Origin of the sequence: Longispora fulva, from assembly GCF_015751905.1 — a bacterium.
In the GTDB taxonomy this organism is placed as follows: domain Bacteria; phylum Actinomycetota; class Actinomycetes; order Mycobacteriales; family Micromonosporaceae; genus Longispora; species Longispora fulva.
This window is the reverse complement of record NZ_JADOUF010000001.1, coordinates 8,558,914-8,573,747: the sequence shown is the minus strand read 5'-3', so window position 1 is coordinate 8,573,747 and position 14,834 is coordinate 8,558,914. Positions and strand designations below refer to the sequence as shown.

At 70.7% G+C, this 14,834-nt stretch carries 14 protein-coding genes; 4 read left to right on the top strand and 10 right to left on the bottom strand.

Features of this window, described 5'->3' with window-relative positions:
- Nucleotides 1–246 precede the first annotated feature (246 nt).
- Nucleotides 247–738 (top strand): hypothetical protein, encoded by a 492-nt coding sequence (locus tag IW245_RS39585; protein ID WP_197008165.1) that lies wholly within the window; start codon nt 247–249, stop codon nt 736–738.
- A gap of 146 nt (nt 739–884) precedes the next feature.
- On the opposite strand, the gene hisS is transcribed toward IW245_RS39585, so the two are convergent.
- Together hisS and IW245_RS39575 are read right to left on the bottom strand one after the other, a co-directional pair.
- On the bottom strand, nt 885–2,198 hold the full coding sequence (gene hisS, locus IW245_RS39580; RefSeq protein ID WP_197008164.1) for a histidine--tRNA ligase: 1,314 nt from the start codon (nt 2,196–2,198) through the stop codon (nt 885–887).
- A gap of 80 nt (nt 2,199–2,278) precedes the next feature.
- A complete protein-coding gene (locus IW245_RS39575) occupies nt 2,279–2,968 on the bottom strand; it encodes an MBL fold metallo-hydrolase (RefSeq protein ID WP_197008163.1) in 690 nt (229 codons plus the stop codon).
- 179 nt (nt 2,969–3,147) lie between these two features.
- Between IW245_RS39575 and IW245_RS39570 the strand changes: the two genes are divergently transcribed.
- The 3 genes from IW245_RS39570 to IW245_RS39560 all read left to right on the top strand — a co-directional run bounded on the left by IW245_RS39570 (nt 3,148) and on the right by IW245_RS39560 (nt 5,632).
- Nucleotides 3,148–3,987: a peptidylprolyl isomerase gene (locus tag IW245_RS39570; RefSeq protein WP_197008162.1), complete on the top strand. Its 840-nt coding sequence runs from the start codon at nt 3,148–3,150 to the stop codon at nt 3,985–3,987.
- A 20-nt stretch (nt 3,988–4,007) separates the two neighbouring features.
- The gene (locus IW245_RS39565) at nt 4,008–4,877 is read left to right on the top strand and encodes a peptidylprolyl isomerase (RefSeq protein ID WP_197008161.1); all 870 of its coding nucleotides are present in this window, start codon (nt 4,008–4,010) and stop codon (nt 4,875–4,877) included.
- 152 nt (nt 4,878–5,029) lie between these two features.
- Nucleotides 5,030–5,632, top strand: a complete 603-nt coding sequence (locus IW245_RS39560; RefSeq protein WP_197008160.1) for a hypothetical protein — start codon at nt 5,030–5,032, stop codon at nt 5,630–5,632.
- A 196-nt stretch (nt 5,633–5,828) separates the two neighbouring features.
- On the opposite strand, the gene IW245_RS39555 is transcribed toward IW245_RS39560, so the two are convergent.
- From IW245_RS39555 to ruvC, 8 genes are all read right to left on the bottom strand, one after another.
- A complete protein-coding gene (locus tag IW245_RS39555; protein ID WP_372445295.1) occupies nt 5,829–8,282 on the bottom strand; it encodes a RelA/SpoT family protein in 2,454 nt (817 codons plus the stop codon).
- Between the two features lie 71 nt (nt 8,283–8,353).
- Nucleotides 8,354–8,902, bottom strand: a complete 549-nt coding sequence (locus IW245_RS39550) for an adenine phosphoribosyltransferase (RefSeq protein ID WP_233472953.1) — start codon at nt 8,900–8,902, stop codon at nt 8,354–8,356.
- Nucleotides 8,903–8,905: 3 nt separating this feature from the next.
- On the bottom strand, nt 8,906–10,006 hold the full coding sequence (gene secF, locus IW245_RS39545; RefSeq protein ID WP_197008159.1) for a protein translocase subunit SecF: 1,101 nt from the start codon (nt 10,004–10,006) through the stop codon (nt 8,906–8,908).
- 1 nt (nt 10,007) lies between these two features.
- Nucleotides 10,008–11,942, bottom strand: coding sequence for a protein translocase subunit SecD (secD, locus tag IW245_RS39540; protein ID WP_372445294.1), 1,935 nt, complete (start codon nt 11,940–11,942; stop codon nt 10,008–10,010).
- A 138-nt stretch (nt 11,943–12,080) separates the two neighbouring features.
- Nucleotides 12,081–12,425, bottom strand: a complete 345-nt coding sequence (gene yajC, locus IW245_RS39535; protein ID WP_372445324.1) for a preprotein translocase subunit YajC — start codon at nt 12,423–12,425, stop codon at nt 12,081–12,083.
- A gap of 96 nt (nt 12,426–12,521) precedes the next feature.
- Entirely contained in the window at nt 12,522–13,601 is a 1,080-nt protein-coding gene (ruvB, locus tag IW245_RS39530; RefSeq protein WP_197008158.1) for a Holliday junction branch migration DNA helicase RuvB, read from the bottom strand.
- 31 nt (nt 13,602–13,632) lie between these two features.
- A complete protein-coding gene (gene ruvA / locus IW245_RS39525) occupies nt 13,633–14,247 on the bottom strand; it encodes a Holliday junction branch migration protein RuvA (RefSeq protein ID WP_197008157.1) in 615 nt (204 codons plus the stop codon).
- On the bottom strand, nt 14,244–14,801 hold the full coding sequence (gene ruvC / locus IW245_RS39520; RefSeq protein ID WP_197008156.1) for a crossover junction endodeoxyribonuclease RuvC: 558 nt from the start codon (nt 14,799–14,801) through the stop codon (nt 14,244–14,246). Before ruvC ends, ruvA begins: the two co-directional genes overlap by 4 nt.
- Nucleotides 14,802–14,834: the final 33 nt, after the last annotated feature.

The window sequence follows — 14,834 nt, the reverse complement described above, 5'->3', positions numbered from 1 at the left end:
GGCTCCGTTGTCGGGGCTCCGGACCGTCGCCGGGCGGTCGGCGGCGCCGGCCTGGGCGGGCCACGGTCAGGGCTCGCCGGCGGCGGGCGCTGTCCGGACCGGCCCTGGCGGGCCGTGGTCCCGGCAGGCCCCGGACGATGGCCGCCCTCCGGGGTCGGCGGCGCCGGACCACGTGGGCGTTGCGCCGTGCCCAGACCAGGCAAACTCCTACAATCAGTGCATAATCACGCGCCCCTAGGAGCTCTCGTGGATCTCAGCGCGTTCTACGGCGTCGTCGCGGCGGTCAACTTCACCCTGCTCGGCCTGTGGTGGGTGACAACCAAGGACCGGGCCGACCTCGCGGACCCCGGCTCGGCCGTGCACCAGGCCGCCTACCTCGTCTCGTTGCAGTTCGTCGTGCCCGGCACCATGGCGCTGCTGTCCCAGGTCGCGCCGGACGTGCCAGCGCTGTGGCGGTCGTCGTTCACGTTCGCCGGGCTGGTCGGGGCACTCGCCGTGGCGCTGCTCGTGCCGGCGCTCCGCCAGGCGACCGGGCGCCGGGCGGCCGGCAGGGTGCTGCTGTGCGCCGTGCCGGTGTACCTGGCGGTCGCCGCCGTCGCCGCGATCCCCCCGCTGGGGGCCGCGATCCGGGGCGACCTGACGAACCTGCAGGTGGAGGCGCTGCTGTTGTGCGCGCTGGTGTTCCTCGGGGTGCAGGCGGCGTGGATGGTGGCGACGGCGCCGGCGCGACGGGACTGAGCGTCCACCGGGCCGGCCGCGCGCCCGGGGGCCACCAGGCCGGCGCGGAGGGGCGGCGAAGGGCTGTCGGGTCTGCGCGGGGGCAGCGTAGGGCGGCCGGGTCGGCGGCACCGCGGTCCTCGACGGAGGCCCGCGGCGCCGCGAACTCACGCGACGGTCGGCCGCAGATCCGCCACCGGAGGCGTCCACGTCGCCGGGTCCGCCACGGCCTGCTCGCCGCTGCGGATGTCCTTCACCTGCTGCTCGTCCCCGGGGAACCACACGAACGGGATCCCGCGCTTCTCCGCGAACTTGATCTGCTTGCCGAACTTCGCCGCCGCCGGGGCGACCTCCACCGCGATCCCCCGCCCGCGCAGGGCCGCCGCGATCCGGTTGCACGCCGGCCGGTCCTCCTCGGCGGGCAGCGCGACCAGGACACAGGTCGGGGTCGGCCGGCTCACGGTCAGCGCGCCGGAGCCGAACAGGACGCCGAGGATCCGGCTCACCCCGATCGACAGGCCCACGCCCGGGAAGGTGTCGTTGCCGGACTGGGCCAGGGTGTCGTACCGGCCGCCGGAGCAGACCGAGCCGAACTTCTCCCGGCCCTCGATGAACGTCTCGTACACGGTGCCGGTGTAGTAGTCCAGGCCCCGGGCGATCCGCATGTCCGCGACCAGCAGGCCGGGCGCGTGCTCGGCTGCGGTGTCCAGCACGGCGGCCAGCTCCTCGAGGCCCTCGTCGAGCAGCGGGTCGGTGACGCCGAGCGCGCGGACGGCGTCCACGAAGGAACTGTCGGGCGTGGAGATGTCGGCGAGCTTGAGGCACGCGGCCGCCTGGGCCTCCGACGCGCCGGCCTGCTCGGCGAGCATCACGGCCACCTTGTCCGGGCCGACCTTGTCCAGCTTGTCGATCACCCGAAGCGCCGCCATCGGATCGGACAGGCCCAGGCCCCGGTAGAAGCCCTCGGACAGTTTGCGGTTGTTCACGTGCATCGTGAACCGGACCGGCAGGCTCGCCAGGGCGTCGGCCACCACGACGGGCAACTCGGCCTCGTAGTGGTTCGGCAGGGTCTCGCGGTCGATGATGTCGATGTCGGCCTGGTAGAACTCGCGGTAGCGGCCCTCCTGGGGGCGCTCGCCCCGCCAGCACTTCTGGATCTGGTACCGGCGGAACGGGAACGCCAGCTTGCCGGAGTTCTCCAACACGTAGCGGGCGAACGGCACGGTCAGGTCGAAGTGCAGGCCGAGGCCGGAGTCGGAGGAGTCGGCGCCCTCGGCCTGCAGCCGGCGGAGCACGTACACCTCCTTGGAGGTCTCGCCCTTGCGGAGCAGCTGGTCCATCGGCTCGACGGCGCGGGTCTCGATCGGCGCGAAGCCGTGCAGCTCGAAGGTGCCCCGGATCCGGTCGAGGACCGTCTGCTCGATGATGCGCTGGCCGGGCAGCCACTCGGGGAAGCCGCTGAGCGGAGTCGGACGGGTCATGTCGGGTGCTCTCTCTCGTATCAGAGTCTTCGCCGTGCGGGGGTCGCCGCCCTCCGGGAGGACAACGACGCGGACGGGATCTAGAAGCCGGTCCGCCGGGTCTCCGGCGCGGCCAGGCCGGTCAGGTACGGGTTCGCCACCCGCTCGCGCCCGATCGTGGTCCGGGCGCCGTGCCCCGGGAGGCACACCGTCGCGTCGTCGAGGGTCAGCAGCCGCTCGCGCAGGCTGGCCATCATCGTCGCGGTGTCCCCGCCGGGGAGGTCGGTGCGGCCGATCGTGCCCTCGAACAGGACGTCGCCCGTGAAGCAGACGGGCTCGGCCCCGAGGGTCCGGTACAGCACCGACCCGCCGGTATGGCCGGGCACGTGGTCGACGGTGAACTCGGCCCCGGCCAGCTCCAGCACGTCGCCGTCGGCCACGAGACGCGGCTCCACCAGGCCGGTGTAGTCCCGCCCCGGCCCCACCAGCTGGTCGAGGCTGATCGGGAGACCCATGGTCGGGTCGGCGAGGAGCCCGAGGTCGCCGGCGTGCACGTACGCCGGGATGTCGCGGGCCGCGCACAGCGCGGCCGCCGACCAGACGTGGTCGAAGTGGCCGTGGGTCAGCAGGACCGCGACCGGGGTGAGCCGGTGCTCGGCGAGGAGCGCGTCGAGATCGGCCAGCACGCCGACGCCCGGGTCGACCACCACGCACGCGCCGCCCGGCCCGTCGCCCGCTGCGACGTAACAATTCGTACCGAGGGCGGCGGCGGGAAACCCGACAATAAACAACGAAAGGGTCCTTCTCAGGCGAGGCGACGACTCCGCCATAGAGCCTACCGAGCCCGGCCGGACGGCCGCACACAGATACAGGTTGACCCGGTACCCTAGCGAACCGACCCGACCGTACACTCGGGCGGATGTGACCTACGGCACGGATCCACCGTGCCCACCTTGGGGAGGGAGCACACGTGGCTTCCAGCAGAGACCGGCAGCGCCAGCTGGCCCGGGCGAAGCTCGATCGACAGACCGCCCGGCGGACCGCTCGCGCCCGGCGACAGCGGCAGATCCGCGCCGGTGTGGCCGGCGGGATCGCGCTGCTCGTCATCGTCGTCGGCGCGTTGTGGATGGGCGGGGTCTTCGACAAGAAGCCCACGCCGCCCGCCGCGATCGGCGACTGCACCTGGCAGCCCAACAAGGCTCCCGGCGTGAAGGACGTCGGCACGCCGGCCACCACCGGGATGGCCAAGTCCGGCGTCGCCCCGATGGAGATCACGACGAACCTCGGCGCGATCTCGGCCGAGCTCGACGTGGCGAAGTCGCCGTGCGCGGCGGAGAGCTTCCGCTTCCTCGCCAGCAAGAAGTACTTCGACAACGGCCCGTGCCACCGGTTGTCCACGGAGAACCTGTTCGTCCTGCAGTGCGGCAGTCACAACGCCGAGGGCACGGGCGAGCCCGGGTACACCTACGCCAGCGAGAACCTGCCGCAGGTGCCGGCGCCGGACCCGACCGCCAGCCCGTCGGCGACGCCGACCGAGCCGAAGGTCACCTACGCCGCGGGTACGATCGCCCTGGTCACCAAGGGTGCGAACACCAACAGCGGCCAGTTCATGATCTTCTACAAGGACACGCCGGCGAGCCCCGCGTACAGCGTGGTCGGCAAGGTCACCAAGGGTCTCGACCTCATCACGAAGGCCGCCGAGGCGGGCGCCGTGGACGCCAGCGGTGCCAAGGTGAAGGACGGCAAGCCCAAGAACGACATCATCATCCAGTCCCTGACCGTCGCTAAGCCGACCGAATCGGCCACCTGAGCGACAGAGGAGCAGTTCACGTGAGTTCTCAGCGGGAGCGCGCGCAGCGGGACGCCGCGCGCGCCAAACTCCAGCAGGGCATGACCGTCAAGGCCGAGGCCGCGGCGAAGCGCCGCAAGCTGCAGGCCGCGATCGGTTCCGCGATCGCCCTCGTCCTGGTCGTCGGCATCGGCATCTGGGTGGGCATCGCGGTGTTCAGCGGTGGCAAGAAGGACAGCACGGCCAAGCCGGGGGCGACCCCGTCGGCGGGCGCGTGCAACTGGCTGCCGGAGGACAAGGGCGGCAACCCGAGCCTCAAGGACGTCGGCACGCCGCCTGCCGGCGAGCCGCACACCGGCACCCGGACGATGGACATCACCTCGAACCTCGGTGACGTGTCCTTCGAGCTCGACGTCGCGCACGCGCCGTGCGCGTCGGCCAGCTTCGCGTACCTGGCGGAGCGGAAGTTCTTCGACAACACGAAGTGCCACCGCCTGACCACGGCCGGCATCTCCGTGCTGCAGTGCGGCGACCCGTCGGCGTCCGGCATGGGCGGCCCGATGTACAAGTTCGCCGAGGAGAACCTGCCGACCGGCAAGAAGCCCGCCTACCCGGCTGGCACCCTGGCGATGGCGAAGACCCAGGCCCCCAACACCACGGGCAGCCAGTTCTTCATCGTGTACGCCGACACCGACCTCGGTGCCGACTACACCATCGTCGGCAAGGTCACCAAGGGTCTCGACATCGTGAAGGCCGTGGCGGCCAAGGGCGCCAAGGACAAGACGGGCGCGGACGCCACGGACGGCGAGCCCAAGCAGCCGTTCGAGATCAAGACGCTCACGGTCGGCCCGGTCACCGCCGCGCCGTCGGCGTCGACGAGCGCGGGCACCAGCCCCACCCCGGCGCCGTAACACCAGGTCACACCGCACGAGAGTGGGGCGCTCCGGGATCTCCCGGGGCGCCCTTCCTTTTCGGGTACGCCACGCCACTCCCCCGGGCACCCCGGCGCTCACCGGGCAGCCCGGGACCTCCCCTCGCACCGACTCGGCCCAGGAGATGCCCGGTGAGTTTCGCCAGCTCGGCCGCGCGGGTCCGCAATCCCGACCTGCCCTGGGGCCGGCGGGTCAACGCCCTGGGATCGTGCGTGCAGATCTACCGCCCGCTGGGCTTCAACATCACTCTGAGCCTGCTGACCAGGCTGGCCGGTCCGTACGCGCGGGACGAGGCCACCCTGCTGGCGGCCCTGGACCTGCTGTCGGCCAGCCGCGCCGCCCGCCACCGCGCGTCGGAGGCCTACGCGGCCCGGCGCACGGCCGCCAAGCGGGCCGGCCGCCGGGTACCCGGCCCCGACGAGCCCTACCCGCACCGGAGCCTCCGGTGGGACGCCGATCCCCGCGAGGGCGCCCTGCACGCACTGTGGTGCTGGACGCGTCGGCATTTCGCCGCGCTGACCGCCACGGGCCACCCGGCAGCCGTCGACCTGCGCGGACTCGCCACCACCTGCCTGACCACGGGCCGGCTCGACCCGGCCGACCGGTCACTCCTGGCCCTGCACGTGCGGGCGCTCCGCCGACCGGATTCCACCGAATCGTTCACCTTCCGGCAGCGCCACGACCTGCTGACGATCGCGGAGCACATCACCACAGCCGACGAGACCGCCCCCTGATACCCGCCCCGGGCGGAACAGGAAGAACCGATGCATGCCAAAGCAGGAACCACCGTAACCGTCAAAAAGGTTTTGATCTAAGGCGCAGTGGCCCGCTGAGGGCGGCGCTGGCAAGCAGTGGCGAAAGGCGCCAGGGCTCGCCCTGCGCATTTTGCCAGTGCGCAGTCCAGCGTCGTCCTCAGCGGGTCCAAACGGCCTAAGCCCCGGAGGTGACTCTGTAGGCGTCGTAGACCCCGTCAACGCCACGTACGGCCCTCAGCAGGTGCCCCAGGTGCTTCGGGTCGGCCATCTCGAACGTGAACCGGCTGACGGCCACCCTGTCCCGCGTCGTGGTCACCGTCGCCGACAGGATGTTGACCTTCTCCTCGGACAGCACCCGAGTCACGTCGGCGAGGAGCTTGTGGCGGTCGAGGGCCTCGACCTGGATCGCGACGAGGAACGTCGACCCGGCGCTCGGCTTCCACGTCACCTCGACGAGCCGTTCGGGCTGGCTGCGCAGGTCGTCGGAGTTCACGCAGTCCTGGCGGTGCACGCTGACCCCGCCGGAGCGGGTCACGAAGCCCATGATCTGGTCGCCGGGCACCGGGGTGCAGCACCGGGCGAGCTTGATCCAGACATCGGAGACACCGTGCACGACGACACCCGGGTCGTACTGGCCCCGGGACCGCGAGGACACCCTGGTCGGCAGGGCGGTCTCGGCGACGTCCTCGACCAGGCCCTCCTCGCCCCCGTAGCCGGCGACGAGCTTCTGGACGACGGACTGGGCGGACACCTGGTGCTCGCCGACCGCCGCGTACAGCGAGGACACGTCCTGCAGGTGCAGGTCGCGGGCGATCGTGGTCAGCGAGTCGAGGGTGAGCATCCGTTGCAGCGGCAGGCCCTGCTTGCGCATGGCCTTCGTGATCTGCTCCTTGCCGTCCTCGATCGCCTCCTCGCGGCGCTCCTTGTTGAAGTACTGCCGGATCTTGGTGCGCGCCCGGGGGCTCTTGACGAAGCCGAGCCAGTCCTGGGTCGGGCCGGCGGTCTCCGACTTCGACGTGAAGATCTCGATCACGTCGCCGTTGTTCAACGACGATTCGAGGGGTACGAGCTTGCCGTTGACCCGCGCGCCGATGCACTTGTGCCCGACCTGGGTATGCACGGCGTAGGCGAAGTCGACCGGCGTGGACCCCTTCGGCAGGGCGATGACGTCGCCCTTCGGGGTGAAGACGTACACCTCCTGACTGGACAGGTCATAGCGCAGCGCGTCGAGGAACTCGCTCGGGTCGGCGGCCTCGCGCTGCCAGTCCAGCAGCTGGCGCAGCCACGCCATCTCGTCGATGTGCGCGGGCGGACCGACGATCGTGGCGCCCTTGGTCTCCTTGTACTTCCAGTGCGCCGCGATGCCGTACTCCGCCGTGCGGTGCATCGCGTACGTGCGGATCTGCATCTCGACCGGCTTGCCGTTCGGGCCGATCACGGTCGTGTGCAGCGACTGGTACATGTTGAACTTGGGCATCGCGATGTAGTCCTTGAACCGGCCCGGGACGGGCTGCCAGTTCGCGTGGACCACGCCGAGCGCGGCGTAGCAGTCGCGCACGGTGTCCACCAGGATCCGCACCCCGACCAGGTCGTAGATGTCGTTGAAGTCGCGGCCCCGGACGATCATCTTCTGGTAGATCGAGTACAGGTGCTTGGGGCGGCCGGTGACGCTCGCCTTGATCTTCGAGGTGTGCAGGTCGGTGTTGACCCGGTCGGTGACCTGGGCCAGCAGGGCGTCACGCTGGCCGGAGTGGTCCTGCACCAGCCGGCGGATCTCGTCGAACCGCTTCGGGTACAGCGTGCCGAAGGACAGATCCTCCAGCTCCCACTTGATCGTGTTCATGCCCAGCCGGTGGGCCAGCGGGGCCAGGATCTCCAGCGTCTCGCGCGCCTTCTGCTCCTGCTTGGCCTGCGGCAGGAACGTCAGGGTACGCATGTTGTGCAGCCGGTCGGCCAGCTTGATCACCAGCACCCGGGGGTCCTTGGCCATCGCGACGACCATCTTGCGGATCGTCTCCGCCTTGGCCGCGTCGCCCAGCTTGACCTTGTCGAGCTTCGTCACGCCGTCGACCAGCAGCGCCACCTCGCCGCCGAAGTCGCGGCGCATCTCCTCCAGGGAGTACGGGGTGTCCTCGATCGTGTCGTGCAGCAGCGCCGCCACCAGGGTGGTGGTGTCCATCCCGAGGTCGGCGAGGATCGTCGCCACGGCCAGCGGGTGGGTGATGTACGGGTCGCCGGACTTGCGGTACTGCCCGGTGTGGTAGCTCGCCGCCACGTCGTACGCCTGCTGGAGGAGGCGGACGTCGGCCTTGGCGTGACTGGCGCGGTGCGTGGCGACCAGCGGCTCGAGGACCTCGCGGACCTGGGTGCTCTGCCACGGCGCGTTGAACCGGGCCAGCCGGGCCCGGACCCGCCGGCCGGTCGGCACGTTGCCCAGCCCGGGGCGGACGCCGCTGGACTCCTCGCCCGGGACCTGGTCATCCGCCGGCACGACGGCGTTCAGCGCGGACTTCTGACCGTTAACGGTGGAGGTGTCCTTGGGGCCCGGCGGAACCGGCGCGCCGGAACCCGCCACTGAACCCTCCGCTGGGGATGTGACGTCGCTCGACAACCGCCTGCTCCTCGCCATGAGATCTCTCAGGACGTCTCATCGTAGCCCTTGAGCGCCCCTCACTCCCCCGCGTCGTACCCCAAGCTACGTCAAACCGCCAGGAGGGCATGCACCGGGCGCGGCGCCAGGCGCTCGCGGCCGGCCAGGAAGCCCAGCTCCAGCAGGACGCTGAACCCGCTCACCACGCCGCCGGCCCGCTCGACCAGGCCCAACGTCGCCTCGGCCGTGCCGCCCGTGGCCAGGACGTCGTCCACGACGAGCACCCGGGCACCGGGCGCGAACGCGTCGGCGTGCACCTCGAGGGTCGCCTGGCCGTACTCCAGGTCATACGACGCCGACAGCACCTCGCGGGGCAGCTTGCCGGCCTTGCGGACCGGCACGACGCCCTTGCCCGTCGCGTAGCCGATCGCGGCGGCCAGCAGGAAGCCACGGGCCTCCATGCCGGCCACCACGTCGAAGCTGTCCGCGCCGTGGAACCCGACGATCTCGTCGATCACGGCACGGAACACCGCGCCGTCCCCGAACAGCGGGCTCAGGTCCTTGAACAGGATGCCCGGCTTCGGGAAGTCCGGAACGTCGGCCACCCGGCTGGCGACCAGCCGGGCGGCCTCGGGACCGCTGTCCCCAGCGAAAACCACCAGCTACCGCTTCCGGGGCCGGCTGACCGGGCGCTGGCCCGGCTTCGGGGCGAGCGTGCCGCCGTCGACGAACACCGGCACGCGCGGGGTCGGCACGCCGTCCTCGCCCTTCTCCACCAGGCTGGCCCGGCGGGCGAACACCCGCTGGGTGTGCGCGGCGACCCGGCCCTCCTTCTCCTTCAGCCACACCAGCACCGGCGTGGCGAAGAAGATCGAGGAGTAGACCGCCGCGCCCATGCCGATGAACAGCACGAGGCCGAGGTCCTTCAGGGTGCCGGCGCCGAGCAGACCCGCGCCGATGAACAGCAGACCACCGACGGGCAGCAGCGCGACCAGACCGGTGTTGATCGAACGCATCAGGGTCTGGTTGACGGCCAGGTTCGCCGCCTCCGGGTACGTCATCGTGTTGCGGGCCAGGATGCCGCCGGTGTTCTCCTGGACCTTGTCGAACACGACCACCACGTCGTACAGCGCGAAGCCGAGGATCGTCAGGAAGCCGATCACCGTGGACGGCGTGATCTCGAAGCCGACCAGCAGATAGACGCCGGCCGTCAGCGTCAGGTCGAGGATCAGCGAGGCGACCGCGCCGATCGCCATCCGCCACTCGAACCGGATCACCAGGTACCCGATCACGATCGCCAGGAAGACCGCCAGACCCGTCAGGGCCTTCGACGTGACCTGGCTACCCCACGCGCCACTGACCTGGGTGTCGCTGATCTTGGTGACGTCGATGCCGAACTTCTGCGCCAGCGCCGTCTTGACCTTGAACGACTGGTCCGGGTTGAGCGACGTGGTCTTGACCTCGTAGCTCGCCTCGCCGCCGCCGATCTTCACGGCCGCCAGGGTCTTGCCCTTCGGGTCGACGTCCGTCACCGCCTTGGCGATGGCCGACTCGACCTGCTTGGCGTCACCGACGCTGGCCGGCACCTGGAACTTGTTGCCACCGGTGAAGTCGATGCCCAGCTGCGGACCCCGGAACACGAAGCTGAGCACCGTGATCAGCAGGACCGTCAGCGCGACGGAGAACCAGACCTTCTTCTTGCCGATGATGTTGAGGCCGGCGTCACCGCGGTACAGCCGGGTTGCGAGACCGAGACCAGCCACGTCACGCCTCCTTCGGGTTGGTGCTGATGATGGTGTCGCCCTGCTCGGTGGGCTTGTTCAGCACCCGGCCGAGGCCACTGACCCGGGGCGAGAGGAACGCCTTGGTGCTGGCGAACGCCGCCATGATCGGGTGCCGGAAGAGGAACACGACCACGAGGTCGAGCACCGTGGCCAGACCCAGCGCGAACGCGAAGCCCTGGACCGTGCCGATCGCGAAGATGTAGAGCACCACGGCCGCGAGGATCGAGATCGCGTTGGCCGAGATGATCGTCCGCCGGGCGCGGGCCCAGGCGCGCGGCACCGCGCTCCGTGGACTGCGTCCGTCGCGGATCTCGTCCTTGAGTCGTTCGAAGTAGATGACGAACGAGTCGGCGGCGACGCCTAGCGAGACGATGAATCCGGCGATGCCGGCCAGCGTCAGGGTGAAGCCGATCTGCCGGCCGAGGAGGACCAGCGCGCCGAACACCAGGATCGCCGACATGATCAGGCTCAGGAAGATGACCGTGCCGAGCAGCCGGTAGTAGAAGAACGAGTAGATGATCACCAGCAGCATGCCGATGCCGGCCGCGAGCAGACCCGCCTTGAGCTGGGCGCTACCGAGGGTCGGGGAGATCGTCTGCGCCTGGCTCTGCTCGAACGTCAGGGGCAGCGAGCCGAACCGGAGCTGGGCCGCCAGGTTGGTGACGTCCTCCCGGCTGAACGAACCGGTGATCTGCGCGTCGCCGTTGATGACGCCCTGGATGGCCGGGGCCGAGACGACCGCGTTGTCCAGGACGATCGCGACCCGGTCGGTGCCGTTCTGCTGGGTGGCGTTCTGGCCGCCGTTGTAGGCCTTCTTCGTGAGCTCGGTCCACTTGTCCTGACCGGCGCTCTTGAACTTCATGTTGACCTTCCACCCGGTGTCGTACGACCCGGTGGCGTCGGCCACGTCGGTGCCCAGCACCGAGGCGACGTCCAGCACGTACTTCGTCCAGCTGGTGGTCTTCTTCTTCGTCTTCGGGTCGGTGTTGGTGTCCTTGCCGCAGGCCACGACGTTCTGGGTCGGGTCGGCGACGGCACCCGGCGGGCGCTCCCCGAGCTGCTTGCAGGAGATGTTGTAGACGCCGAACTGCATCTTCAGCGGCAGCGCGTCGACTTGGGCGCCGGTCAGCTTGCCGAAGGGCTTGAGCTGGTTGTAGACGTCCTTTTCGTGGCCCTGGAACTGGCTCGGGTTGTCGATCAGCTGCTGGGCGAGCTGCCAGTTGGCGTCGCCGACGGCGGCCTTGGCGGAGGCGAGCGCCTCCTCCTTGCGCTTGGCCACGTCCGGGTTCACGGTCGGGCTCGGGCTCGGGGCCGCGCTGCCGGACGGGGCCGGGGTGGCCGACGGGGCGGCGCTGGCCGACGCCGACGGGGTCGCGCTCGGCTTGGCGGTCGCCTCCGGGGTCGGGGACACCGCGGCGTTCGGGCTGGCCGACGCCGACGGGCTCGCGCTCGGCGCCGGGGAACCCGACGCGCTGGGCGACGGCGACGGGGTCGCGTTCACGGCGGCCTCGTCGATGTCCGGTGTCGACGTCACGACCTGGCGGAACCGGAGCTCCGCCGGGGCGACCAGAGCGCGGAAGCCGTCACCGGTCTGCGCACCGGCGATGTTGACGACGATGTTGCGGTCACCCTCGACGACGACCTCGGGCTCGGCGACACCCGTCGCGTTGACCCGCTGCTCGATGATGTTGCGCGCCTCGTCCAGCTTGTCCTTCGCCGGGGGCTTGTTGTCGGACGTCTTCGTCTGCAGCGTGATGCTCGTGCCACCCTGCAGGTCGAGGCCGAGCCGCGGCTTGAGCCGGTCGGTGAACGAACCGGAGCCGGTTCCGAATACCAACGCGAAGAGCACCGCTGTGATGCTCAAGAGCGAGATGAAGTACCACTTCACCCGCAGCTGTCCTTGTGGTGCTGCCACGGCTGTCCCGTCTCCCTGCAATGTCGTCGCCGGCGCAGGCCGGCCCAGGCCGCATGTCCGGCCAATACTGGCCGGACATGACTATTCAGTATCCGCGTCCGCTCGGGAAGTCCTCATCCCGGAATCCACGGGAAAACGTTACTTAGCGGAGTCGCCCTCGCCGGATTCGTCAGCGATCGACTCGTTGGAACCGTCCTGCGGAGTGACGACGCGACCGAAGGCCTGCCGCGCGTACCTCGCGTTGACCCCCTCTGCGATACGCAGAGTCATGGTCTCGTCATCCATCGCGACCACGGTGCCGTACAGGCCGCCGATCGTGACGATCTCGTCGCCGATCCCGATGTTGCGCTGCTGCTCCGCCATCTCCCGGCGCCGCTTCTGCTGCGGGCGGATCAGCAGGAAATACATCCCGACGATCAGCGCGCCGAACATCAGGAGCGGGAAGAGGCTGCTGCCGCCCGAGGCGCCTTCTGAGAGAAGCACTGTGTAGAGCCTTCCGGTCACGCGCGATGAGTTGGATCGCGGGGAGTCTAGTCGGTGCCGCGGAACACACCTGGGGTGGTGTGGGTCACGGTCCGGTCACGGATCAGTCCCAAAGATATCCGGAAGGTCGATCCTGCTCTGCGCCGCCCCGAACGCACTGTCCGGCGGCTGCAGGCCCAGGTGCCGCCACGCGGCCGGCGTGGCCATCCGGCCCCGGGGCGTCCGGGCCAGCAGACCGGCCCTGACCAGGAACGGTTCGCAGACCTCCTCGACCGTGTCCGGCTGCTCCCCCACCGCGACCGCGAGCGTGGACAGGCCCACCGGACCGCCGCCGAACGAGGTGACCAGGGCGCGGAGCACCGCGCGGTCCAGCCGGTCGAGCCCGAGCTCGTCGACGTCGTACACCTTCAACGCGGCCTGCGCGGCGTCCAGCGTGACCCGACCGTCGCCCCGCACCTCGGCGTAGTCGCGGACCCGGCGCAGCAGCCGGTTGGCGATCCGGGGCGTGCCCCGCGACCGGCCGGCGATCTCGACGGCCCCGTCGTCGGAGACGTCCACGCCGAGGATCCGGGCCGAACGGTGCAGGATGTGGCGCAGCGCGTCGGGCTCGTAGAAGTCCAGGTGCGCGACGAAGCCGAACCGGTCGCGCATCGGACCGGTCAGCAGGCCGGCCCGGGTGGTCGCCCCGACCAGGGTGAACGGCTCCACGTCCAGCGGGATCGCCGTCGCGCCCGGGCCCTTGCCGACGATCACGTCGACCCGGAAGTCCTCCATCGCCGAGTACAACAACTCCTCGGCGGGCTTCGCGATCCGGTGGATCTCGTCGATGAACAGCACGTCGCCCGGCCCGAGCCCGGTGAGGATCGCCGCCAGGTCGCCGGAACGCTCGATGGCCGGCCCGGACGTCATCCGCAGACCGGTGCCCAGCTCGGCGGCCACGATCATCGCCAGGGTCGTCTTGCCCAGCCCCGGCGGCCCGGACAGCAGGATGTGGTCGGGCGGCGAACCCCGGCGGACCGCGCCCTGCAACAGGACCTGGAGCTGCTCGCGCACCCGGTGCTGGGCGATGAACTCCTCCAGCCGCTTCGGCCGGACGCTGGTCTCGGCGGCCAGATCCGCGTCCGTCGCGTCCGGCGACACCAGCATCGACCCGTCGTCGAAGAACTCGTCGGTCATCGGGGGCCCCCGGACGAAACCACCGGGGTGTTCACCGGGTCCGCCCGAGCATCCGGATCGCCTGCTTGAGCAGCGCCGGCACCGGCGGCGGGTCCGCGCTCTTGTCCAGCGACTCGTGCACCGCGGACACCGCCGAGTCCGCGTCCCGGGCCGTCCAGCCCAGCCCGGTCAGGGCCTGGCGGACCTGCTCCTGCCAGACGTGCGCCCCGCCGACCGTGGTCACCCCGCCGTCGTCGAGGACCGCCACCGCCCCGATCTTGTCCCGCAGCTCCAGGACCAGGCGCTCGGCACCCTTCTTGCCGATCCCCGGCACACGGGTCAGCGCCGCGGTGTCGGCCGTGGCGATCGCGACCCGCACCGCGTCGGGGCTGTGCACCGCGAGAATGGACTGCGCCACCCGCGGCCCGACCCCGCTCGCGGTCTGCAGCAGCTCGAAAAGGCTCTTGGCGTCGTCGTCGGCGAACCCGTACAACGTCAGGGAGTCCTCGCGGACCACAAGGCTCGCCGCCAGCCGGGTCTGCGCGCCCACCCGCAGGTCCGCGAGGGTGCCCGGCGAACAGTGCAGCGCGAGGCCCACCCCGCCGACCTCGACCACGACCGTGTCCGGCCCGATGGCCGTCACCTGACCGCGCACGCTCGCTATCACCGTCGGACTCCTGTCTGCGCCTGCCTCGCGGCCGTCTGCGCGGTCTTGGCGGCCTGGATCGCCGCTGCGATCCGGGCCTGGGTGCCACCCTTCCAGACGTGGCAGATGGCCAGCGCGAGGGCGTCGGCGGCGTCCGCCGGCCTCGGGGCGACCTTCAACTGGAGGAGCTTGGTCACCATCGCCGTGACCTGGGCCTTGTCGGCCGTTCCGGAGCCGGTGACGGCGGCCTTGACCTCACTCGGCGTGTACGTCACCACGGGCAGCCCCGCGCGCGCCGCCGTCAGCAGGGCCACCCCGCTGGCCTGGGCCGTGCCGATCACGGTGCCCACGTTGTTCTGGCTGAAGACGCGCTCGACGGCGACCTGCTCCGGCCGCCACGCCGTCAGGGCCGCCGTGATCCCGTCGGAGACGGCGAGCAGCCGCGTCGCCAGGTCCGCGTCGGGATCGGTGCGGATGACCTCGACGTGCAGGAGCCGGCAGGGGCGGCCGGGCAGCCCCTCGACGACGCCGACGCCGCACCGGGTCAGCCCCGGGTCGACTCCTAGAACCCGCACGCTCAGCCCTCTCCGACGAACACCTGTTCGGCA